Origin of the sequence: Pedobacter ginsengisoli, assembly GCF_030244015.1 — a bacterium.
Classification (GTDB): Bacteria; Bacteroidota; Bacteroidia; order Sphingobacteriales; family Sphingobacteriaceae; genus Pedobacter; species Pedobacter ginsengisoli.
In genome coordinates this window covers 1553230-1574745 of record NZ_JASSYX010000001.1, presented here as the reverse complement: position 1 = coordinate 1574745, position 21516 = coordinate 1553230, and the positions used below count along the sequence as shown (strand labels likewise).

Here is a 21516-nt window from a genome sequence, read left to right as displayed (position 1 = left end):
TTGTCGCTGTTCACCGATGGTTTCAATAGCCCGGCCTTAAAGCCATTTATTCGGCCGTTTTTATCCTCCATCTTTACCTTATAATATTTAAGTGTTACAGATTAGGAATAATGAATATGGCAATTTTTAAAACTTCATTAAAAGACAAGCAGGATTTGACCGCTATCGAGCCTGTATTTAATATTTTATTCGGAGAAAAGAACTGGCTGTTCGCATTTGAAGACAAGCTTCTCAAAGTAATGTCGTCGGTGCCTTGCGTAGATGTAGTACGTCACCTTTTACATGAGAGGGGTTTCTTTTGTGAAGAAGTAGCCCCCTATTCTGCCATTTAATTCTCTTCAGGAGAAGGGCTGATCACCGTCCATCCCCCATCAATAACGAGGCTTTGTCCAGTAATGTGCCTTGCTTGTTCCGAAACAAGGAATAAAGCTGCGCTGGCAATATCAGTCGTATAAGCAGGCCTCCCCATCGGTGTGATCCTTGACCATACCGACATATAATTCGGATCATCCAGCGTCCTTTCCGTTAGTGTAGCACCGGGTGCAATCGTATTTACATTGATTTTATAAGGAGAGATTTCCAGTACAAGATTTTTTGCCAGCATCTCGATTGCCGCCTTGGACATACCATAGGCAGCCAGATCTTTATGGGCCTGATGTCCGGTTACAGAAGAAGTGAACAAAAGAGAACCGCCGTGACCCTGCTTTTTCATCTGGTTTACAGCCGCCTGGGCCAAAAGAAAGGTACCTGCAATGTTTACGTTTAAAACCCTGGTCAATGAATCTTCCGGATAAGTTAAGAAATCCCCAAATAAAGTAATCCCTGAATTCGCAATAGCGATATCTAGCTGCCCGGTTGTATCAACAGCGAGACTGATCATACTGTTTATAAAATTCTTATTACTTGAATTTCCCGCACAAGCGATGCATTTTCCATTTTCCGACCTGATCTTTGAGGCTGCTTCACTTGCCAAAATCTCATCAATATCATTTAAAATGACCGTTGCTCCAGCTGCAGCCAGCTGCCGGCAAATCTCAAAACCGATGCCCTGTCCGGCACCTGTAACTATTGCTGTCTTATTGTTAAACTGTGTTGAAGACATATTCTATTATTCCTTGCTTTAAATTTGAAAATTTTAATTAATGTGAGTCCCTCAGCACTTCGCTTCCCGAGCTTCCTTTTAGAAAGTCAAAATCGGCACCGAGATTTGCCTGTTCTACATGCTGAACATATAATTTTGCATAGCCCCTTTTAAATACCTCCGGCTGCTTTACCAATGCAGCCCTTCTTTTGCTCAGTTCTTCATCATCTACCAACAGGTTTAATGTTCTGTTTGGGACATCAAGAGCAATCAGGTCACCGTCTTTCACCAGCGCAATGGTACCGTTTTCTGCAGCCTCCGGTGAAATGTGCAGCACTACGGTCCCGAAACCTGTACCGCTCATCCGTCCGTCAGAGATCCTGATCATATCCGTCACGCCTTTATCCAGCAATTTTTTAGGGAGGCCCATATTCCCTACTTCAGGCATTCCGGGATAGCCTTTGGGCCCTACATTTTTAAGCACCATTATGCTATTTTCATCAATATCCAGTTCAGGGTCATCTATACGTATTTTGTAGTCCTCAATATTTTCAAATACCACCGCCTTGCCCGTATGCTGCATTAACCTTGGATCCGCTGCCGACGGTTTTATGATCCCCCCTTCGCAAAGGTTCCCTTTTAGTACCGCAACTCCGGAATCAAGTTTAAACGGATCTTCCAGCGTGGCAATTACCTTTCTGTTCAGGACTTTTGCTTTATGGAGATTCTCGCCAATGGTCCTGCCGTTTACGGCAATGCAGCCGGTATTGAGCCGGGTTTCAATTTCTTTCATTACTGCAGGTAAACCTCCTGAATAATACAGGTCTTCCATAAAATATTCACCTGAAGGCTGAAGATTGGCCAATAATGGCAGGTTGCGGGAATAACGGTCAAAATCACTAATATGAAGATCTACGCCTACCCTGCCGGCTATCGCCAGCAGATGGATCACGAAATTAGTTGATCCGCCAATGACTGCGTTTATTTTTATCGCATTTTCAAAGGCTTCCCGCGTTAGTATATCAGAAGGCTTCAGATCCTCTTTCACCATTTCAACTATCCTTCTGCCTGAAAATTGGGCAAGCACCTTTCTATTGGAATCGGCAGCAGGAATAGCTGCATTTTCAGGCAGCGAAAGCCCGAGCGACTCTACCATACACGCCATGGATGATGCGGTGCCCATTACAGCGCAATGACCGCGGCTCCGGCACATCCCTGCTTCCGCAAGGTTCAGTTCCTCTTCCGTCATAATACCAGAACGTACATTTTCAGAAAACCTCCAGATGTCACTTGTCCCAATATCCCTGCCTTCATATTTTCCGGTCAGCATTGCGCCGCCGGATACCACTATTGCAGGTATGTTTACACTACAGGCCCCCATTACCAGTGAAGGTGTGGTTTTATCACATCCGCACATTAAGACTACACCGTCAATAGGATTGGCCCTTATGGATTCTTCCACATCCATGCTAACCAGGTTCCGGTATAACATTGCAGTAGGTTTAATTAGGGTTTCCCCTAAAGACATTACTGGAAACTCTACAGGAAGTCCCCCAGCCTGCAATATTCCTCTTTTAACAGACTCAGCCAGTTCTCTGAAATGCGCATTGCAGGGGGTTAGCTCAGACCAGGTATTACAGATACCTATTACTGGTTTTCCGCGGAACTCATCGTCCGGGATTCCCTGGTTCTTCATCCAGGCTCTGTAGATAAACCCATCCTTGCCTTTTTTCCCAAACCATTGCTGGCTTCTTAGTTTTTTTTCCATGATATCTTATTATAGATCAGCATAATGAATGCTCGTTCCTCTAACGTTTGTTTTGACAATAAATACATTGCCGCTTTCAGGGTAAGTCTCTAACTCTTCTTCTGACAGGCCCGACCGCGCTGTGGTAATGACCATGTGGTCGAGCTCCGCTCCGGCAAAACAGCAAGCGGTAACATGTGGCACCGGAATATCAATAAAATCCACCATTTGTCCGGTCTGCAGATCAAATCTTGCGACTCCGTAGCCACCCCATAACGCAACCCAAAGCATACCTTCTTTATCTAGAGCCATACCATCGGGCAGGCCCAGATCGGCAGGGATTTTAACAGCAACCTTCTCAAACTGAATGGCTGCCGTTTCCGCATCATATAAATAAGCATAAATTTCAGCTTTTACACTATCGGTATAATACATTCTTTTATGATCTGCTGAAAAGACGATGCCATTTGGAATAGAAATATTGCTAATCTCTTTCGTTATTAATCCCGTATTGGTTACACAATAGATAGCGCCCGAATTCTCTTGATGATTCAGTTCCATTGTGCTGATCCATAACCTGCCGCGGACATCAGCACCTCCATCATTACATCTGAAATTGTTCCAGTCTACCGCTGGAGATGGCAACCAGGTTAGCTGCTTTGTCAGCAAATCAAATTTGGCTGCGCCGCCCTGTAAACCCAACACCAGCTTGTTCTTTTCAGCCGGAATGATCACTGAAATCCGGTAGTCAAACTGGTGCCGCAGCACAGATTCTCTGTCCCAATTGTATTCAAAAATAGTTCTGGCCTCAACATCTACCCAAAAAAAAGTTCTTCTTTCAGCGTGCCATACAGGGGATTCCCCTAATTCACAATTTGATCTGCATAAAACTTCGACCATAAAAATCTCGTTCTGGATGTATCTACTGGGTATATCTGGTTAACTGGCGTCCAACTTGTAGATACAAGTTGGACGCATTAGTAAAAATAGCAAATAATTTCTTTTTTCTGATTCTATCATCACGAAAAAGAAAGACGATCAACGAAATGCCAGCAAGCTATTTAGCTCCTGAAATTTCAAACACATGAATTCCCGACGGCACTCTGCCCGCATAAACAGCAGACTGCCTTTTCAGGGCCTTCACAGTTATTGGCTTTCCGTTATGCAGTACCTTATGCTTTCCTGGGATCAGCGGCAGATACACTTCTGCTTCCATATTAGCAGGTAATGTGAAACTCAGTAAATATTTATCGTTATTTTGAACTTTAATCCGGACATCACCACGTATTGTTGGGACTAAGGATTCGGCAAAAGAAAGGTCTGCGGTCTGCGGCCGGATTGCTATCAGTTCAAATCCGGCTTTAAGCGGCTCTATCCCCATCAACCTGCGTGGAATGATGTTGGCCGGTGCAGCTCCCCAGGCATGGTTCCAGTCCTGATTAGGTTTAAACTTGTTGTCCCATGCCTCGAGCGTGATCGTAGATCCTGCTTTGATCATGTTATACCAGCTTCTGTCAAATGTAGCAGTAAGTAGTTCCAGCGCATGCCCGGCATCACCTCCATCGTACAGCGCATCCATTAAGAACTGGGACCCGTAGACACTGCAGGCCATTCCTCTCGATCGGATAAATTTCATTACCGATGACACATACCGTTCCGGTACAAGGCCAAAATGCAGCGCAAACATATTGGAATGCAACGAAGCATGACTTGTAGTATCACCGTCTTTATATATACCCAGCTGTTTATTCAGGAAATATTTGTTAAACACTTCCTTAACCTCTCTGTACGCTGCAGCATACTTCCTAACATCCGCCGTATTTCCTGTTGCAGCGGCGATCTTTTCCATCAGCACCAGCGCCCGGTAGTGAAAGGCATTGGTCACCGCATTATACTTATTAAATACAAAACCATCTGTTTCACTTACCGGCCAGTCTACGATGTCCTTAATTTTACCTTTAAACTTTATAGATGTCCCAAATTCAGACGTCTGTAATCCCGTGATTGTTGATATCAACCCGTTCTTTTCTTTTAACGCCATCAAAGTTCTGTTTTTCAGGAGCTCATAATTGGCCGTTAGAGAACGAACATCACCGGTATACAGATAGTCATTCCAGGAAATGATCAGCGCCTGTAGTATCCATTCTGTAGGCCAGGTTGGGTGCTGTAAAAGGTATTCTGCTGACCGACGTGCCATTGAATATTCTCTGTCGACACCATAATGCCCCAACTGGTTGATCAGTGCATCGGCTTCATATGGGATGCGTTCCCTGTCGCCATCTACATAGATCCCAGCAAAAGATGTGGCCTTTATAGAATATTTGCACAGCTCCCAGATCTTATTAAGTGTGTCGTTGGAAGACGTGAATGAGGCAGCGGCATCATTAAAAGGATAATGTACTATTTCCCTGATCACATCCTGATTTGCCACCAGCGTTTTCTTATATCCTTCCAGTTGTGCGTATCTGAAAGGCAATACCTCTCCGATATATGCAGGCATTTTAATAGCTGTAGGCCCTGTATTCCGCTTGTCGGCCTGTATTTTAATACGGTAGGTGTGCTTACCTTTCATGAGGGGCAGGCTGATTCTATAATAGCGGATAGTACCGCCGGGTTTAGGATCAAGCAATCCGTCTTTAACAGCCTCGCCCAAGCTTACCTGTACAGTATCCAGTCCCGTATCGGAAGTCAGTCTTATCTGCAGCTGCCCAAATGCATCCTTACCAAAATCAAATAGTTGTACATCGTTCATATGTACAGAAACCTTCTCAGGCGCCTGCATTGTTTTCACCAATGGTTCAAATGATGATCTATAACCGGACAGATCTTCTCCTGTCCGGAATGCCTTAATATCTGACCACTCACTTTCGCCTCCTCTATTTGTAAAGGTCTTTACCCGCCAGAAATAGGTTCTGGAAGGCCGCAGGTCACTGCCTTCAAAAAGGACCGCCACTGATTTAACACTCTGAACACGTTTACTGTCCCAGATTGTCCCTTTACCGGCCATTGCGGCTGCAAGCGAATCGGCAACGATAATCTGGTAAGCCGTCTGAACTGTTCCATTGCCCTTTCCAGGTACGACCCAACTAAAGAAAGGGCGGGAAGAACAGATTTGGGCAAATTGAACAGGTTCAATGGCCCCATCAACAGTCCAAAGAGGAATCGATGATACCAATCCATTGATATAAACTCTATCTGTATTGGAAAGCAGGTCTGTCAGTAGTCCTGTGGGCCGGTTTTGCGCCAAAGACTGAAAAACACATAGCAGGAACAGTGCAACATTTACGTGGATTATCTTCATTAATGCTTTTTTATTTACAGCTTCACTTGGTTTAAAAGCTGAAAATAAGCATTTAATGTAAATAATTATGTCCGATATAGTCAAGTCCGGCTGGAGTGATAGCCGCCGAATGCTGAATGGACCGCCTGTCTATCGTAATAAATCCCAATTGTTCAAGTTCCTCGTATTGTTCTTCCATGCCACCAAGGATCGATGAACTGACTTGCTGGTCGATAACTTCTAGTAATGATTTAATCTCGTTTGCTTCCATATTTGTTAGATATTTTTTGCACTGTTTAATTAATCAAAGGTCATTTTATTGGTTTTAACTAAAGTTAACTAAAAAAACATAGATACAATCATCAAATAAAAACTTTCATGAGCACTTCACAATTAAGTTTTATATTAGCCTGTAATCACTTATAAGCTATTAAACACATGAACACCAGAAGAAGCTTTTTGTATAAGGGAATGCTAGGGATAGCTGCCGGTACAATCGTAAACATTCCATCCATCTTTGCTAAACCCAGCCTTTCAGAAAAACCAAAAGCAGAAGATGATAGTTTCAAGTTAGCCGTCGCGGGGTACAGTTTTGTAAATTTCAATCTGGAGGAATCGCTGAAAATGATGAAAAAAGTTGATGTGCACCATTTGTGCATTAAAGATTTCCATTTGCCTTACAAAAGTACTGCCGGGCAGATAGCTGCCTTTCATGCTGCATTAAAAGAAAGCGACGTTACCGGTTATGCGGTAGGGCCCATTTATACAAAAACAAAAAAAGACATTGACAATGCCTTTGACTATGCTAAACGTGTTGGGGTTGACCTGATCGTCGGCATTCCAGTACACGACGATCTTGTATATGTTGCACAGAAAACAAAAGAATACAACATCCGCTATGCGATCCATAACCATGGACCGGAGGACGAATTATATCCTACTGCCGAAAGTATCTATACGCTCATCAAAGAACTTGATCCTCGGGTCGGGATCTGCTTTGACATGGGGCACAACGCAAGAGCAGGGCATGACTCCATTGCGGATCTGCAAAACTATTCCAAAAGAATTTTCGATATACACTTAAAAAACATTACTGTTGCGACCAAAACAGGCGCTACCTGTGAACTTGGACGGGGAGTGATCAATATTCCGGCTTTCGTAAAAATGCTTCGAAAATCAGGTTATTCAGGACATTGCGGTCTGGAATATGAAAAAGACATGAAAGATCCATTAGCAGGAATTGCTGAATCTGTTGGTTATTTCAGGGGAGTTTGTGAGGGCACGCGATAAAATCATCAGGCATTAAACAAGTTCCTTATGTTACGATAAGAAATATCAGAATAGTCATTGATATACAAATCGCATGGAGGCAGTTCTTCCCTGGTATGTGAGGTCAGTACGCCTACCACTTTCATACCTGCATTGATCGCTGCAGAAACACCAGAAAAAGAGTCTTCAAAGACCACGCATTGCGCTGGGCTGATCCCCAGGTTAGCAGCAGAAGTCAGGTATACTTCTGGATCCGGTTTATGTTTTTTGACATGTTCACTGGCCATGACAGATCCTAATTTTTCACGGATCAATACTCTACTCAAAATTAACTCCAGATTTGCCTGGGGAGCAGAAGTGGCTACACCCAGTTTTACGCCATTGTTTTCCAGGTCGGCAATAAAGTCGATAAGTCCTGATATTGGCTCAACATGCGATTCGTAGATCTTTCTAAACAGGCTTTCTTTTTCATCTTCAAGCCGCAGCAGTTCCTCACCTGTTACCGGCCGCTGTAAAAAATGACTGAGGATATAGCTGTTGCTCTTTCCAAACATATGCTGCGCAAATTCTTCATCTGTTGGATTTAAATTACGTATTGAAAAGAATTCTCTAAAAGCAATGGAGTGATACGGATTGGTATGACAAATGACTCCGTCCATGTCAAAAATAGCAGCTATCTCGTTCATGGCTCAAAGATAAAGATAATAATATTGAACTTACATCATGTACCAGGCAAGTACGTAAAATATTGTTATAGCGAGTATTATGTAACAAGTTCTCATTTTACACCTCCTTTTTTAAAAAGTACGCAATTTTATCCTTGGGGGTTGCCTGAATAATATTATATTTGCCAACGCTAAAGGATTCTGTTTAAGAATTTCAATTGCCCGGATGGCGAAATTGGTAAACGTTGCGGTCTCAGAAGCCGTTGGAGTACAATCCTTGAGAGTTCGAGTCTCTCTTCGGGCACATCATAAAAAGAGTTCCAAATATTTGGAACTCTTTTTTTTGACATATAACACACCGAAAATCAAATTTTTCAAAAAAACACGTTCTAAGGGAAGGAAAGTTAGGCTTCTGTCATTCCAGCAAACAAATTACTTGATCAGTATGGCTATTGCATCGGTTAAGTCATTATTAGTCCTGAATTACTTAAAATATGGGTCCGTTGACCTATAATCTAATAAGAATAGGTGATACTTTAAATTTGCTTCTTCAGGAAAAACCTAAAACTTAACCGTCTATGTCATGAGATTTCAACAAGTCTTTCATAGCGTCGACCACTAAACTCAAACACGTATCGTACAAACGGCTTGTATACATTCTTTATTGTTACGGTATGGGTATATTGTATACTTGGTGAAATAATGGGACCCTTGTAATTACCAATAATGACCTCACCCGCATGGGATAAGACCTCAAAGGAAATCAGCTTAACAGGAACATAATACCCGTTCATAAACAAACCCGACACAGTTGCAGACATGTATCCATCTACCGTCACCTTAGAACCGGCTGTCACTTGGGTAAAGATCATTTCCTCGGGCTTGGTGACAAGAACCTGGCAACCTGCCTGTATATTGGGATTGCTGTTGGAAATGGCCCAAATGATCGCCTCTCCTTTTCCTTTTGCCACAATCTTACCCTGCTGATCAACGGTAATAATGCTGGTGTTTGAAGAATTCCATCTTAATGATTTATCCTTCGCATCCTCTGGTAACACAGTTGCGTTTGCCAGATATTCCTGATCCACGGTTAAGGACAATGTAGTTGTGGACAATATGATTCTCTGGACCTGTATCGGTTTCACGGTGACTTGGCAGGTTGCTGTTTTTTGACCATCCGCAGAAGTAACCCGGATTGTTGTCATTCCTTCTTTTCGACCAAGTACAGTTCCGTCAACTACACTGGCGACCTCTGGATTTTCCGAAGTCCAGACTAACCGCTTATCTGTCGCATGAGCTGGCAATATCTGAGGTATCAGGCGTACTCCGATGCCAACAGACACCGTCGTTTGCAAAAGATTTAGTGAAACCGACTCTATCGGTACCAGAGCCACCTGTATAGTCAATTTCCCCGTTATATCAGTCCCTTTAATTGACGCAACGACATCGGCAGATCCGGCGCCAAGGGCCAGAATTTTATTATCTGAGATCGTACAGACTGTCTCATCCGAACTTGACCATTCGATTTCAAGTTTATCTATGTCGGTTACATCTTGTGGGTGAACCGTATAGGTAACTGGTGTTTCCTCTCCGACCAAAAGAGATGTTTTTTCTGCCTGAAGCCGAAGTGATTGTGGCAAGATTGGAAGTACCCTAATCTTGATCTTTGCAGTAAGCCCCAATTCTTTCGCAACCACAGACACCTCAGTTTCCCCCACCTGATAACCATACACTACCCCGTTCTCCACTCTTGCCACTCCCGAGTTTGCTACCGCCCACTCATAGCCTGGAGCTGTCAATTCAGAGGGTGAATGGAGTACCATCAGCCGGGCAGAACTCCCGACGTCCAGTGTTATCATATTTTCCTTAAAATGAATTTGCGTTACCGCCGCTGGTCTGGAAATATCTCTATTTCGGCTGCAACCAGACACAATAATCAATAAAAGCAGCACCTGCACAAACTTTAACAGCTGATGATGAAGTCTGGTCATTAAAATGGTTATCATTTCGATTGTGATTTGTTTGTTAAAAATTAAACTTGAATACATAAAATTCTGGCCATTAGGGAATGTAGACCCGTGCCCTGAACCGGCCGTTGATATTGGTGGTCTGTAAGAGCATTGGCCCAATGCCGGCATTAGGCACTGTGAAATTGCCCTCCACCCATTTTTCATCCATTTTAGTGATGTTGATACTGCCACCGCTTGCCACCAATCCTGCTTGCTGAGGATCTACATAAGCACTGGTATATCCGCCATTGCCAATCAGAAAGTGAAACTTGTTGCCTGTTGCAGTCAGATCATAAGCGTAAGTCCCTAACCCACCATTCCAGGTCAGCAGAAACTGCCCGCCACCTTCGGCTTCCGGGTTCGAAAGCAAATACCGTTGTCCGGACTTTACCGCAGGGGTTATCGGAAACTTCGTCATCGCCCCTCCGCCTATACTCAGTTCAGCCCAGCCATCACCTGTAATCTCGATATTGGACAACAAAAGAAACGCACCTGTCACGGGCGCGTTAAGGCTTAAGTTCACTGTCGCAATGGTATAGCCGTTCACTAAGGCAGGCGCCTGGTAAGTAATCAAATTTCCGTTTGAGTTAATGATATTTCCCGGCCCGGTTAAATCCCAGGATTTAATAAACTTTGCAGGCAACGGCACCGGCGTCCCTACGGGATATCCCGGTTCAGTTCCCGCGTCACCTGTTAGGGGCACCAGGAGGTCCTCATATTTTGATTCTGTATAAATCAGTGCTTTCACCACCTGCTTTTCACCAGGTTCCAGGCTAGCATGAAGTGGCGACAACGACACCCGGTTCATCACAGACCAGTCACTAAAATGTGTTGTTTTAAAGGTCACTGTTCCCCATTGAATGTCATAGCTGCTGGCGCCAACAAACTTCCATACTCCATTGGCCATTTGGTATGCAAACCCGAAAGTTTCGAGCATGGCCACCGAATCGGCTTCTATATCATACGTATAAGTCACAGACACAGGCTTTTCAAATTGCAGGTCATGCGGAGTAAGTCTGAACGACTGCCCAACGCCTGCGATATTGGTCCTGGTAATGGGCTCAATCCCAATGGTCACGTCCTCTTTCAACGCACCTGCCGGAATATTCAGGGTCACGCCACATTCCAAAGAAGCAAACACTCCGCCATCTGGTCCGATGCGCCTTGTCACTGCCGTCCCCGTTGAGACACCTTTGGGCCGCACCAGACCAACCACCGCGGCATTTTCCTCAGCCACAGGTTTTACTTTATCCTTTTTACAGCCGAGAAGACCAACTGCACATACGATACTGAGCAGGTATACATTTAATTTTTCCATTGTTATATTTTTTATTGCTGCGTTATTTGCTTAATAAATAAACCGGGACAAAATTACCCCAGATGCCGCAGTAGATAAATAAGCGACATCCATCATATTTATAGGTAGTATTACCCATTCTCAATCCCTGCAGGTTAATTATATTTGAACATGTTTTTGAGAAGCGTCCTCCTCACCTGTTTCTTACTAATCACAACCTTAACCGTTGGGGCAAAAGAGATCGTACTGACCTATCCAGAGGCGTTTTATCTGATTAGAAATGTGCAGCTCAGCAAAAACGCATTGTGGATAAACATCACCCTGACAAACAATTCGAGTTCAAATGACTGGTACATCCAGGTACCTCCGCCCGTGAGTGAAGTAGATTTGTACACAGCGCACAAAGACGGCAAGTTTAACCACATCATACTCAATGATAAACTATACTACCAAAACAGACCGGTTAAGGTAAACGGGTTTATCTTGCCATTAAAGCTGGGTAAAGGCGAAACCAGGCAATACTACCTTCGTGTCAAAAATCACTATAAGCTTAAAATTCCTGTTTACGCCGGTACCCTGGAAGCGATTTATGAAGAAGAGCATTTTAAAAATATCGTAAACGGATTTATGTTCGGCGCCTTACTGGCACTGATGATCTATAACCTTTACATATATATTGTTATAAAGGACAGGTCGCACCTTTGGTACTTAGGTTACGTCCTTTCCAATCTCATTTTTTTACTGATCTGGAATGGCTATTTCACCCAGTGGTTACCAGCCTGGAGCCTGAGGCTGTTAACAGGTTCCTCTTCTGCAGCGCTGCTGTTTAGTTTATGGTTCAGCAATGGATATCTCCGGATTGAAATCAACTCCCCGGTTCTCTTGCGGATCAGCAAATGGCTTGTTATAGTATTTGTGATTCCCATTGGAGTCGATCTGGCAGGCTATTCTGTACTCGCGTTTAAGCTGCTCCAGATGACATGGGTAATTGCTGCCGCTTATTGGCTGTTTGCGGGGCTCCATGGATTAAAAAAAGATTTTCGTCCTGCCGCTTATTACCTGGCTGCAGTGGGCTGCTTGCTGACAAGCTACGGTTTCTATGAAGGCTTCCATTCGGGTATGAGTCTTCAAATGGGGCTTTGTCTGCAAGCGATCGTACTTTCATTTGCACTGGCGGTGAAACTGAATGACCTAAAAAAAGAAACCGTGAGATTGCAAGTGGCAATGCTCGAACAGACAGCAGATTTTTCAAAGGCGCTGATCATCAGTCAGGAAAATGAAAAAGAAAGCATATCCAACGAACTCAACATGCGTGTTGGCCAGCAGCTGGTACAACTCAAAAATGAACTATTTATGTTGGAGCGGCAAAGTAAGGGAGCACATCCAGACTTATTTAACAGCATTACGAAAGATATCGGAACAACCATTGAGGAAGTAAGTAATGTATCCTTCTCTCTCAGACCATATCAAATAGAGGTACTTGGATTGAGACGCTCGGTGGAGCGTCTGGTTGAGGATGTAACCACTGACCCGGAAATCAATGTTGACCTGAATATTGATGAAATCGATCAGTTGCTGAACAAAGAAGCGGAGATGAACAGTTATCGGATCATCCAGGAACTGCTCAGTAATTTGATCAAGCATTCCGCAGCCAGTACTTGCAGTTTGAGCATAAAATTAGCAAAAAAGAACCTCAGCATATCTTACCATGACAACGGAAAAGGCTATGATGCCGTTAATATCAGATCAGGCCTTGGATTGTCAGGTATCCGCGAACGGTCTAAATTATTGAATGCAGAACTGACTATGAGCAGCATCCCCAAAGGCGGAACCAGGGTGTACATTAAAATACCTATCCATATCAATAGTATTATCATATGAAAGCAAAAACAACTATACTCATCGCAGACGATCATCCCATATTTTTAAAGGGGCTAAAGGAAGTCATAGAATCAGAACCTGGTTACGAGGTTATTTTTGAAGCCAAAAACGGATTGGAAGCACTTGCAATTGCCCGAACCCGGCTTCCTATGGTGACTATACTGGACATAGACATGCCGGAAATGAACGGATTGGTTGCCGCCGAAGAGCTGATCAAAATTAAGCCCGATGCCAACGTAATACTGCTGACCATGCATAAAGCAAAAGATACCTTCCTGCATGCCCTGGATGTAGGAGTTGCCGGTTATGTATTGAAAGAAAATGCAGTGGTCGATATCATTCAGGCGATAGAAGCTGTTGTAAGCGGAAACTCATACATCAGTCCAGAAATGAGTACTTTCTTGCTGAGCCAGCGCAGAACAGGCAACAATCTAACGTCCGAGAAACTGCTCGGTACCCTCACTCCTTCCGAAATGAAAATTTTGAAGATGGTCGGCAGCTATAAAAGCACAAAAACCATCGCAGACGAACTGTTCATTAGTGAGAAGACCGTATCCAATCACCGGATGAACATCCTGAAAAAGCTAAACCTTAACGGGAAAAACAGCCTGCTGCGGTTTGCCATTGAACACCGGTAACCAAATGACCAGAGGGGCGTATAAAGTACTTTTCAGTACACTCATATTATTGTTATCCAGCAGCATACACTTCTCCTATGCCCGGCAAATTATATTGAAAAACAGAGAAAAAAGCTATACCCTTCATTATCCAGCGTTCCTGGCTGATACAAAGGGAGAGATAAAACTTCAGCAGTTGAGCACTGCTAAATTTGAAGCCTCAGCATACCCTACGTTATCCTTAGGTGCAACCACCGCCTCAGTTTGGATAAAAACCAGCATCATCAATCGTAGTAAAACTACCGGCTGGCATATACAGATCGACAGCCCGCCGGTCCTGCAAACTGTAGAAGTTTACCAGAAAAAAGCGGGCAGTCTGGTCAAAATATTCAGCAGCGATGCCAGTAAAGCTAAAACTACCGGTGATGTTAGGGTCAACAACCTGTTGATCCCTATATCCATACCCATCAACACCGGAACTGAATATTACATACACGCAAGGAGCAACAATATATTAAGGCTGCCCATTAAAATTACTACCTTACAAAAGGCTTTCGAACGGGGCTATCTGACAGACTTAATAAACGGGATTGTCTTCGGCATGCTGATGGCTTTTGCAATTTACAATCTTTTTGTTTACCTGCTGATCAGAGAACTTCCCTATCTGTACTATCTGGGCGCTATCTTTTTCTGGAGTCTGAACCTTTTCTTCTACAATGGCTTTCTGCCGGACATTCTCAGTTCTTTGATCTGGTTGAACAGCGCAGGCACCATCATTGGTTTCGCTAGTCTGTTGAGTATCTTTTTCACCAACTCCTTTTTACAGACCCGGCAAAACAGTCCTGTTTTCAATAAGCTCAGGGGTTTGATGAGCGCGCTTTCAATTGGAATTATAATTATTGATGTCTTTTGGAAAGGGGCATATTCTTTTATGCTCATACAATATTTAATGTACCCATACTTCATGTATTGGTTTGGAGCAGGGATTATAAGCTTTAGAAAGGGCTACAAACCTGCAATTTTCTTCCTTGTAGGTTTCGGATGCCTCATGCTGGGCAATGCGGTGTATAACTTGAAAGACCTCAATATCCTGCCAGACAACCTCTTTACCCAGACCAGTATGCATTGGGGCACACTGCTGGAAGCACTCGTCCTTTCTTTTGCCCTCGCAAGCAGGCTTAATTTTTACAGGAAAGAAAAGGGGCAGATCCAGCTGAAAACCATTGAAGAAAAACGAACTTTTCTCAAAGAGCTGCTCCAACGTCAGGAGCTGGAAAAGAAAAGGGTAGCCATGGAATTACACGACAACATCGGCCAGCAACTGATCGTGATTAAAAACAGGTCCTGGCGCCTACAGCAGCTTGTTGAAGAACCTTTAAAGAAACAGGTCAGTATTGTAATCGACCATATCGCAGCGATCATGGCAGAAGTACGTGAGATACTGCACCGTCTAAGGCCATATCAAATGGACCTGATGGGCTTAACCCAAAGCATCAGGGGACTCATCAGCGATACGTTTGCAGATTATGATGTCCGGCAGGGAAATATCGATGAAATCAACGAATGTTTCAATCCGGCAGAATCTATACACATTTTCCGGATCCTTCAATTGTTGTCGGCAGGTATATTGCTTAGTGCCCCTGCTAATGAGATCGGCTATACCGTTACCAAATTTGCTTCCAGTGTCGATTTTCAATTTGACATTCAGGCTGCCCAACAACCATTTAATATGTTGCCCGACATCAACAACAGACTCGAATTGTTGAAGGGCACAATCTCCATAAAAAACATTGGGGAAAGCACCCAAATTACGATCAACATCCCTTTTTACAGCTAAAATAAGCAGTACTACCTATGTAGTTGAACAGTATCCCCTATTCAACACACCGCCTTTCAACCCTAACTTTGGATTGTATGAAAAAATTAATTCTGATTTCGGCTTTGCTTTTGGCCGGCAACAATTTAATGGCCCAGGGCTTTTTAAATAAACTGAAACAAAAAGCAGAAGATATGGCCTCCAAAACGGTTGACAAAGGCCTGGAAGGAAAGGCCAAAAAAAACACCGAAGCCACCAGCACGTCCCGGGAACCTATAAAACCTGAGAATGCATCCGGTACACCGACCACTTCATTAGCAAGTACCACTACTTACGATTTCGTTCCCGGCTCAAAAATTCTGCTGGCAGACAATTTTGCTCAGGACGCATTGGGGCAGTTTCCATTAAAATGGTATACACGCAGCAAGGGCGAAGTGGTTACTTTAAATACAGTGAAAGGAAATTGGCTGCGCCTATATCCAGGTACATTCGTCAGCCCGGTCGTAAATATCGGAGAGAATGCGACTATTGAATTTGACCTGATCATGAACTGGCCGGCGACAGGTGGTTATCTGGTACCTGCAATTAACTTCGCCTTTTATGACCGGGGAAATAAAGGCGAGATCTTATCATACGATTACCGTTTAAAGAACTGCCTGAGATTCGGTATAGCGCCTTATCGTTCGGAGGCGGCTGTACAGCTTACTTCCTTTGAAAATGTGGCGAAGAAACTGGAATCAGACAAATACAGAGTGGCCAATTTTGACAGAAAAGCAGGCAATGTCATTCATGTTGCCATCAGCATACAAAACGAAAGAGTCAGAATCTGGCTGGATCAGGAAAAGGTATTTGACCTGCCACAAGCAGCACCGCTCAACGGTAATTTGAACCAGCTTAAAATTGACATGTCCAGCTCCAATTATACCAACGAGCAGCTGGGTTATTACGTTTCGAATTTTAAATTCGCAGAAGGCAGTGCCGACAACCGGTCCAAATTACTAACCACAGGCAGACTGGAAACCAGCGGAATCCTGTTTGCCATCAATTCGGCCGAAGTAAAATCGGACAATGAAGGTACGATCAAGGAAGTAGCAACCGCTATGACTGAAAATCCTGACCTGAAGATCAAAATTATTGGCCATACCGATGCAGTCGGAAAACCTGACGCAAACCTGATCCTATCTATAAAGCGGGCCGAATCGGTTCGTGATGCACTGGTAAAAATCTATAAAATTGATGCCGGCCGCATGGAAACTGAAGGCAGAGGCTCTACTGCACCGGTTAGCGATGACAATAGCGAAGCCGGCAAAACCAGTAATAGACGAGTAGAATTTATAAAATTATAAAATCATTAACAAAACAGTTCGAGAATAGTACCTCTAGGGCACGAAAAGGACAAGCGCAGGTTTCTGCACTTGTCTTTTTTCATTAAAGGGCGCCATTTCAAGCGTTATCCATACCGGGGCGTGGTCACTTGTCCTTTCCCATCCGCGAACATGGCGGTCTACCCCAGCATCAGTAAGCCGGCTTTTTAAATGTGGGCTAAGCAAAAAGTGGTCAATACGGAGGCCAGCGTCACGACCATAGGCATTGCGAAAATAGTCCCAGAAGGTATAAATCCTTTCTCCCTGGTGCAATGTCCGCAAAGCGTCAGTCCAACCCTGATCCACTATATTTTTATAGGCAGAACGAACCTCAGGACGGAACAAGGCATCGTCTACCCAGCGTTCCGGCTTATAAACATCCAGGTCTGTGGGCATTACATTATAATCGCCTCCAAGCACCACCGGAACATCGTAAGTAAGCAATCGAGCAGCATGAGCTGAAAAACGCTCAAACCACTTCAACTTATAATCAAACTTAGGTCCCGGGGCCGGGTTACCATTAGGCAGGTACAGACAGCCGATCACTACACCATTAATAAATGCCTCGATGTAACGGCTATGTAAGTCCTCCGGATCACCGTCCAAACCCCGTCTCGTCTCTTTAATCTCCATACCACGAGAAAGGATCGCTACACCATTCCAGCTCTTTTGCCCATGCCAAATGGCATTATAACCGGCATCCTTTATTGCTTGTTGAGGAAACTTCTCCTGTAGTGCTTTCAACTCTTGCAGACACACCACATCCGGCTTGGCTTCATCCAGCCAGCGTAGCAATACAGGCAAACGGCCATTTACACCATTGACATTATAAGTGGCAATTTTCATGTTTATATTTTTTTCAGTTTCCAGACATTAGTTGATGATGGTTTCATAAAATTAAGACAAGAAGCTAATTTTTTTCCGCCTGATCGTCTCACCAAGCAGTTCAATAAATTCTCTGTCTTCCAGCTGCTCACGAAATTCTATAAGTTCGGCTTCGGAACAATTGATCATTTTATGGTGAAGCAAATAAAACTCATACCTAAAGGCATATACATGATGATAAGCCTGATTAAAATCTGATTTTGCCACCTGAACATCCGGCAGGATCAAACCATTCCTAAAATCAACATACAAACATTTTTGCTTCAATGTATCAGCTTTTTCCCACCAGTGATACTGATCTTTACCTTTTATAATCCCCACAAAGCCGGATACAACCATATTAAACATATCCTTTAAAGTATATTCATGTCTTGATCTTCGCACATTCAGAATTTCCCTTACGCCAAACCATACAGAAAAGAAATCTTTCAGCACATGATGTCCGGTGCCGTGCACGAAAAATTGCATGTCATACCCTGTCGCATCTTTAATTGGAATTGATCTGCTTTTTAGGATCAGCATCGTAGCTTTTACCAGTTCTTCAGCACCAAGTATTAAGTGGGCAACGGCATTGGGATATTCATAGATCGTAGAGATGTGATGCGCAACAGAAAAATGTCGCTCGGCATTGTCAATTACTGACGGAAATACCTCAGCGCACTCTTTAGCATTTAAACTCTTAAACCCTCTTTCATGATCCATAGGCCTATTAAAGTGCTGAAAAACACCCTTCGAATCTAATATATCTAATTTTTAAATTAGTACCTATAAAAATCAACGCCTTTTGACATGTTGTTATATATCTAAGTATATTTTACATAAATTAGCACAGCCATAACACACTTAATATTAATGTATTAAGTACACTAAGGCAAACTAAACGTAACTAACTTATTATCATAATGAATGTAAACGGACTTGATCCCACAGATGTGGGCATTTTAAATCTAATTCAGGAAAACTCAAGGCTCACCAATAAGGAAATAGCCTGGAAAACCAGCAAATCACTTTCCGCAATACAGGTAAGGATCAGGCGGCTTCAGGAAGCAGGAATAATTAAAAAGTTTGTAACGCTCCTCGACAGGAACAAGATTAACAAGGGAATGGCGGTATTTACGGTAATCAAGATCAGGGATTACAGCAATAAAGCGCTAACAGAATTTCAACAGCACATTACCGCGTTTGAAGAGGTGATGGAATGTTACCACATGAGTGGAACATGGGACTATATATTAAAAATAGTTGTTAGAGATATGGGGGCTTATAATACATTTATATTGGAGAGACTTTCCATCGCTCCCAATATTGGGTCTGTAGAGAGTTTCTTTGTAATTTCAGAATCTAAATACGAAACCAGCTTTAAATTGAAACCAAAGTCCTAAGGAAGAAAACAGGACAGTGCATGTAAGTATGCACCGTCCTGTTCAATGCCAGAACTTGTCATCATTATTATATGTCTTTTTTCGGGACGTCCTGAATTTATTAGCCACTATCACTAAAATGACGCCGACAAGCAGGACTATTGAAATAATATCCCTGATATCTCGAATAGACTCATTGAATATAGTCAGTAAGGTATCCATATTTTGGGGTTTTTTTGAGCTTTTCCATAGCAGCTTTTTTTATTTGTCTGATACGCTCTTTTGTTAGCTTGAACTCATCACCGATCTCAGTCATGTTGCTCGTCTTGTTGCCAAGTACACCAAAAATCTTAACTATAACCTTTCTTTCCCGGCTTGTAAGTAAGGACAGTATGTGAACAAGATCAATATTCCTTGACTCCACTTCAATCCAGTCGTCAACAGCTTTTTCGCTGCTATCCTCTATAAAATCCATTAGTGAAGAGTTTTCATGATTTCCTGCCGGAATATAGTCATCAAGGAACGAGGTTCTGGCGTTAGACTGCATAAAATCCGCCACCTGGGCTTCTGATTTACCCATTGCCTCGGCAATTTCTGACAAAGTAGGCTCCCTTTCAAGCTTTTGCTCCAGTTTATCGATTTGCCTCAACACCCCAGTCATCCCAAGTTGTTTATTCAGTGGTACCCTGATCGATCTTACCTGCTCTTTAATCGCAATTTCAATCGCTTGTCTAATCCACCACACCGCATAACTAATGAACTTAAATCCCCTGGTTTCATCAAACAGCTGCGCAGCTCTTATCAATCCAATATTTCCTTCATTTATTAAATCTGATAATGCAAGCCCTCTATTCACATAATTTTTGGCGCATGAAACTACAAATCTCAAATTCGCATTAGTCAGCATGTTTAAAGCAGAAGCATCCCCCGCTTTTATCTTTTTGGCCAGCATAACCTCTTCCTCAGCCCCAATCAGCTTATATTTTCCTATATCATATAAATATCGGTTCAATGAATCTTCATTTCTTTTAGTTATTGATTTAGAGATTTTCAGATTACGCATTTAAAATTCCTTTCATGTTTTTTTTTATGATTTTGTCGTTATGCAATAGTAGGCCGTAAGGCACTTTTGGTTCTATATAAGTTGATTTGGGTGGCAATGCAGCATGATTTTCTGCCTGTTGAAGAAGCTCATTTATACTCATTGGAAAGAGTGTAAATAAGATTAGCCGCGGATTACCTCTACTGGTCTCCAGCATCTCATTCCACTGATTTGCCGGCCATGAAACCAGCTGAGGATCGGTTCTGGGATCTTTAATACCAAAAATCGGCTCGAGTATCCTATCCTGAAGGATCCTCACATCTGGTTCATCCATCAATTGTGTCAGTTCTTCCCTTAACTGCAGCAGGTACCACTGCTGTTTATAAAATAAACCGATGCTGTTGTTCGCTGAAGGTACAAAGGGATTATTCGCGGAAATAACTGAAACAAGGAAGTATTGATTAATGGATTTCGAAAAATCAGAATCGGAAAATTCAATATCGGGCAGGATCATTCTGTGAAAAGCACTGCAGCTTAACTGTCCTGCGGAAATATATAAAGTAGTAATCCATTGTGGTGCGATGTTATGCATTGCCGATGCCGATGCGAGGCGATGATGACCGTCTGCAACATAGACATTTTCTAATTTTGCAAATGCCACCTGAAAAGCAGCTATGGAAACCTCATCCTTTATACTCCATAGGCGATGATGACTTCCTTCATAAAAGAAATCAGTATCAGGAGCACATTTAACAGACTTTTCGATCAGCGAACTTATTTCCGGCCGGCGATGATAGGTTAAAAGTACCGGACTACCTTCCAGCCCGACTTCTTCCCTGTACCTCTGAAGTCTTTCCTCATGCCTCGAAAGAGTTTCCTCATGTTTCAGTATTTTACCATCTTTCAAATCCTGCAGACTGGTAAGCACCCATATTCCAAACTGTGATCCGACTGAAGATTCACGTTCATAAATATAGATCGCAGGGCTTTCGTCAATGACATAATTTCCGTCATGCAACAGGGTTTCCAGGGAATACAAGTACGTCTTCAATTCCCAGTTTTCCTCTGCTTTTTCACCTCGGGGCTCCAGCAACTTCTTGAGTAATCCTATTTTATCAGGAGACCCGCCGGTTATGCCAAGCAAATCTTTATACCAGCCTTCGTTGGGCCGGACTGCACTAAAAGGTTTAATTCTGGACATA

Annotated in this window: 19 protein-coding genes and 1 tRNA gene; 8 read left to right on the top strand and 12 right to left on the bottom strand. The window is 43.1% G+C overall.

Annotation, left to right across the window (positions count from 1 at the left end; genetic code table 11):
• The first annotated feature begins 116 nt into the window (after positions 1–116).
• Positions 117–332 carry a hypothetical protein gene (locus QEP08_RS06845; protein WP_285056745.1) on the top strand — a complete coding sequence of 72 codons (216 nt, stop codon included), beginning with the start codon at positions 117–119 and terminating at the stop codon, positions 330–332.
• On the opposite strand, the gene QEP08_RS06840 is transcribed toward QEP08_RS06845, so the two are convergent.
• The 5 genes from QEP08_RS06840 to QEP08_RS06820 all read right to left on the bottom strand — a co-directional run bounded on the left by QEP08_RS06840 (position 329) and on the right by QEP08_RS06820 (position 6379).
• Entirely contained in the window at positions 329–1102 is a 774-nt protein-coding gene (locus QEP08_RS06840; protein ID WP_285056744.1) for an SDR family NAD(P)-dependent oxidoreductase, read from the bottom strand. The two genes, QEP08_RS06845 and QEP08_RS06840, sit on opposite strands and share 4 nt — an antisense overlap.
• A 37-nt stretch (positions 1103–1139) precedes the next feature.
• Complete coding sequence (locus QEP08_RS06835) at positions 1140–2849, bottom strand: IlvD/Edd family dehydratase (RefSeq protein ID WP_285056742.1); 1710 nt, start codon at positions 2847–2849, stop codon at positions 1140–1142.
• Between the two features lie 9 nt (positions 2850–2858).
• Complete coding sequence (locus QEP08_RS06830; protein ID WP_285056740.1) at positions 2859–3728, bottom strand: SMP-30/gluconolactonase/LRE family protein; 870 nt, start codon at positions 3726–3728, stop codon at positions 2859–2861.
• A 157-nt stretch (positions 3729–3885) separates the two neighbouring features.
• Positions 3886–6129: an alpha-L-rhamnosidase-related protein gene (locus QEP08_RS06825; RefSeq protein ID WP_285056739.1), complete on the bottom strand. Its 2244-nt coding sequence runs from the start codon at positions 6127–6129 to the stop codon at positions 3886–3888.
• Positions 6130–6181: 52 nt separating this feature from the next.
• A complete protein-coding gene (locus QEP08_RS06820) occupies positions 6182–6379 on the bottom strand; it encodes a hypothetical protein (RefSeq protein WP_285056738.1) in 198 nt (65 codons plus the stop codon).
• Positions 6380–6546: 167 nt separating this feature from the next.
• Here QEP08_RS06820 and QEP08_RS06815 point away from each other — a divergent pair, with 167 nt between their 5' ends.
• Entirely contained in the window at positions 6547–7398 is an 852-nt protein-coding gene (locus QEP08_RS06815; protein WP_285056737.1) for a sugar phosphate isomerase/epimerase family protein, read from the top strand.
• 5 nt (positions 7399–7403) lie between these two features.
• Here the strand turns inward: QEP08_RS06815 and QEP08_RS06810 are convergent, their stop codons facing one another.
• Positions 7404–8063, bottom strand: a complete 660-nt coding sequence (locus QEP08_RS06810) for an HAD family hydrolase (RefSeq protein WP_285056736.1) — start codon at positions 8061–8063, stop codon at positions 7404–7406.
• 199 nt (positions 8064–8262) lie between these two features.
• Here QEP08_RS06810 and QEP08_RS06805 point away from each other — a divergent pair.
• Positions 8263–8346: transfer RNA gene (locus tag QEP08_RS06805), tRNA-Leu, on the top strand.
• A 277-nt stretch (positions 8347–8623) separates the two neighbouring features.
• On the opposite strand, the gene QEP08_RS06800 is transcribed toward QEP08_RS06805, so the two are convergent.
• Together QEP08_RS06800 and QEP08_RS06795 are read right to left on the bottom strand one after the other, a co-directional pair.
• Positions 8624–10048, bottom strand: a complete 1425-nt coding sequence (locus QEP08_RS06800; RefSeq protein ID WP_285056735.1) for an Ig-like domain-containing protein — start codon at positions 10046–10048, stop codon at positions 8624–8626.
• A 55-nt stretch (positions 10049–10103) separates the two neighbouring features.
• Positions 10104–11369: a hypothetical protein gene (locus QEP08_RS06795; RefSeq protein WP_285056734.1), complete on the bottom strand. Its 1266-nt coding sequence runs from the start codon at positions 11367–11369 to the stop codon at positions 10104–10106.
• A 150-nt stretch (positions 11370–11519) separates the two neighbouring features.
• Here QEP08_RS06795 and QEP08_RS06790 point away from each other — a divergent pair, with 150 nt between their 5' ends.
• From QEP08_RS06790 to QEP08_RS06775, 4 genes are all read left to right on the top strand, one after another.
• Positions 11520–13229 (top strand): sensor histidine kinase, encoded by a 1710-nt coding sequence (locus QEP08_RS06790; protein ID WP_285056733.1) that lies wholly within the window; start codon positions 11520–11522, stop codon positions 13227–13229.
• On the top strand, positions 13226–13867 hold the full coding sequence (locus tag QEP08_RS06785; RefSeq protein WP_285056732.1) for a response regulator transcription factor: 642 nt from the start codon (positions 13226–13228) through the stop codon (positions 13865–13867). Before QEP08_RS06790 ends, QEP08_RS06785 begins: the two co-directional genes overlap by 4 nt.
• 4 nt (positions 13868–13871) lie before the next feature.
• Positions 13872–15683 carry a sensor histidine kinase gene (locus QEP08_RS06780; RefSeq protein WP_285056731.1) on the top strand — a complete coding sequence of 604 codons (1812 nt, stop codon included), beginning with the start codon at positions 13872–13874 and terminating at the stop codon, positions 15681–15683.
• Positions 15684–15760: 77 nt separating this feature from the next.
• Positions 15761–17008 carry an OmpA family protein gene (locus tag QEP08_RS06775; protein ID WP_285056730.1) on the top strand — a complete coding sequence of 416 codons (1248 nt, stop codon included), beginning with the start codon at positions 15761–15763 and terminating at the stop codon, positions 17006–17008.
• Positions 17009–17041: 33 nt separating this feature from the next.
• Here QEP08_RS06775 and xth read toward each other — a convergent pair whose 3' ends face one another.
• Both xth and QEP08_RS06765 read right to left on the bottom strand, forming a co-directional pair.
• Entirely contained in the window at positions 17042–17872 is an 831-nt protein-coding gene (gene xth / locus QEP08_RS06770) for an exodeoxyribonuclease III (RefSeq protein ID WP_285056729.1), read from the bottom strand.
• A 51-nt stretch (positions 17873–17923) separates the two neighbouring features.
• On the bottom strand, positions 17924–18613 hold the full coding sequence (locus QEP08_RS06765) for an AbiV family abortive infection protein (protein ID WP_285056728.1): 690 nt from the start codon (positions 18611–18613) through the stop codon (positions 17924–17926).
• Between the two features lie 200 nt (positions 18614–18813).
• On the opposite strand from QEP08_RS06765, the gene QEP08_RS06760 reads away from it, so the two are divergent.
• Positions 18814–19293, top strand: coding sequence for an Lrp/AsnC family transcriptional regulator (locus QEP08_RS06760; protein ID WP_285056727.1), 480 nt, complete (start codon positions 18814–18816; stop codon positions 19291–19293).
• Between the two features lie 172 nt (positions 19294–19465).
• On the opposite strand, the gene QEP08_RS06755 is transcribed toward QEP08_RS06760, so the two are convergent.
• On the bottom strand, positions 19466–20335 hold the full coding sequence (locus QEP08_RS06755; protein WP_285056726.1) for a sigma-70 family RNA polymerase sigma factor: 870 nt from the start codon (positions 20333–20335) through the stop codon (positions 19466–19468).
• On the bottom strand, positions 20328–21515 hold the full coding sequence (locus QEP08_RS06750; protein ID WP_285056725.1) for a DUF1015 family protein: 1188 nt from the start codon (positions 21513–21515) through the stop codon (positions 20328–20330). The genes QEP08_RS06755 and QEP08_RS06750 overlap by 8 nt, the downstream gene beginning before the upstream one ends.
• Position 21516: the final 1 nt, after the last annotated feature.

Bases quoted from the DNA above. Each gene is read 5' to 3' on its own strand.
- QEP08_RS06845 (WP_285056745.1), top strand. From the start codon at position 117: ATGGCAATTTTTAAAACTTCATTAAAAGACAAGCAGGATTTGACCGCT.
- QEP08_RS06840 (WP_285056744.1), bottom strand. From the start codon at position 1,102: ATGTCTTCAACACAGTTTAACAATAAGACAGCAATAGTTACAGGTGCC.
- QEP08_RS06835 (WP_285056742.1), bottom strand. From the start codon at position 2,849: ATGGAAAAAAAACTAAGAAGCCAGCAATGGTTTGGGAAAAAAGGCAAG.
- QEP08_RS06830 (WP_285056740.1), bottom strand. From the start codon at position 3,728: ATGGTCGAAGTTTTATGCAGATCAAATTGTGAATTAGGGGAATCCCCT.
- QEP08_RS06825 (WP_285056739.1), bottom strand. From the start codon at position 6,129: ATGAAGATAATCCACGTAAATGTTGCACTGTTCCTGCTATGTGTTTTT.
- QEP08_RS06820 (WP_285056738.1), bottom strand. From the start codon at position 6,379: ATGGAAGCAAACGAGATTAAATCATTACTAGAAGTTATCGACCAGCAA.
- QEP08_RS06815 (WP_285056737.1), top strand. From the start codon at position 6,547: ATGAACACCAGAAGAAGCTTTTTGTATAAGGGAATGCTAGGGATAGCT.
- QEP08_RS06810 (WP_285056736.1), bottom strand. From the start codon at position 8,063: ATGAACGAGATAGCTGCTATTTTTGACATGGACGGAGTCATTTGTCAT.
- QEP08_RS06800 (WP_285056735.1), bottom strand. From the start codon at position 10,048: ATGATAACCATTTTAATGACCAGACTTCATCATCAGCTGTTAAAGTTT.
- QEP08_RS06795 (WP_285056734.1), bottom strand. From the start codon at position 11,369: ATGGAAAAATTAAATGTATACCTGCTCAGTATCGTATGTGCAGTTGGT.
- QEP08_RS06790 (WP_285056733.1), top strand. From the start codon at position 11,520: ATGTTTTTGAGAAGCGTCCTCCTCACCTGTTTCTTACTAATCACAACC.
- QEP08_RS06785 (WP_285056732.1), top strand. From the start codon at position 13,226: ATGAAAGCAAAAACAACTATACTCATCGCAGACGATCATCCCATATTT.
- QEP08_RS06780 (WP_285056731.1), top strand. From the start codon at position 13,872: ATGACCAGAGGGGCGTATAAAGTACTTTTCAGTACACTCATATTATTG.
- QEP08_RS06775 (WP_285056730.1), top strand. From the start codon at position 15,761: ATGAAAAAATTAATTCTGATTTCGGCTTTGCTTTTGGCCGGCAACAAT.
- xth (WP_285056729.1), bottom strand. From the start codon at position 17,872: ATGAAAATTGCCACTTATAATGTCAATGGTGTAAATGGCCGTTTGCCT.
- QEP08_RS06765 (WP_285056728.1), bottom strand. From the start codon at position 18,613: ATGGATCATGAAAGAGGGTTTAAGAGTTTAAATGCTAAAGAGTGCGCT.
- QEP08_RS06760 (WP_285056727.1), top strand. From the start codon at position 18,814: ATGAATGTAAACGGACTTGATCCCACAGATGTGGGCATTTTAAATCTA.
- QEP08_RS06755 (WP_285056726.1), bottom strand. From the start codon at position 20,335: ATGCGTAATCTGAAAATCTCTAAATCAATAACTAAAAGAAATGAAGAT.
- QEP08_RS06750 (WP_285056725.1), bottom strand. From the start codon at position 21,515: ATGTCCAGAATTAAACCTTTTAGTGCAGTCCGGCCCAACGAAGGCTGG.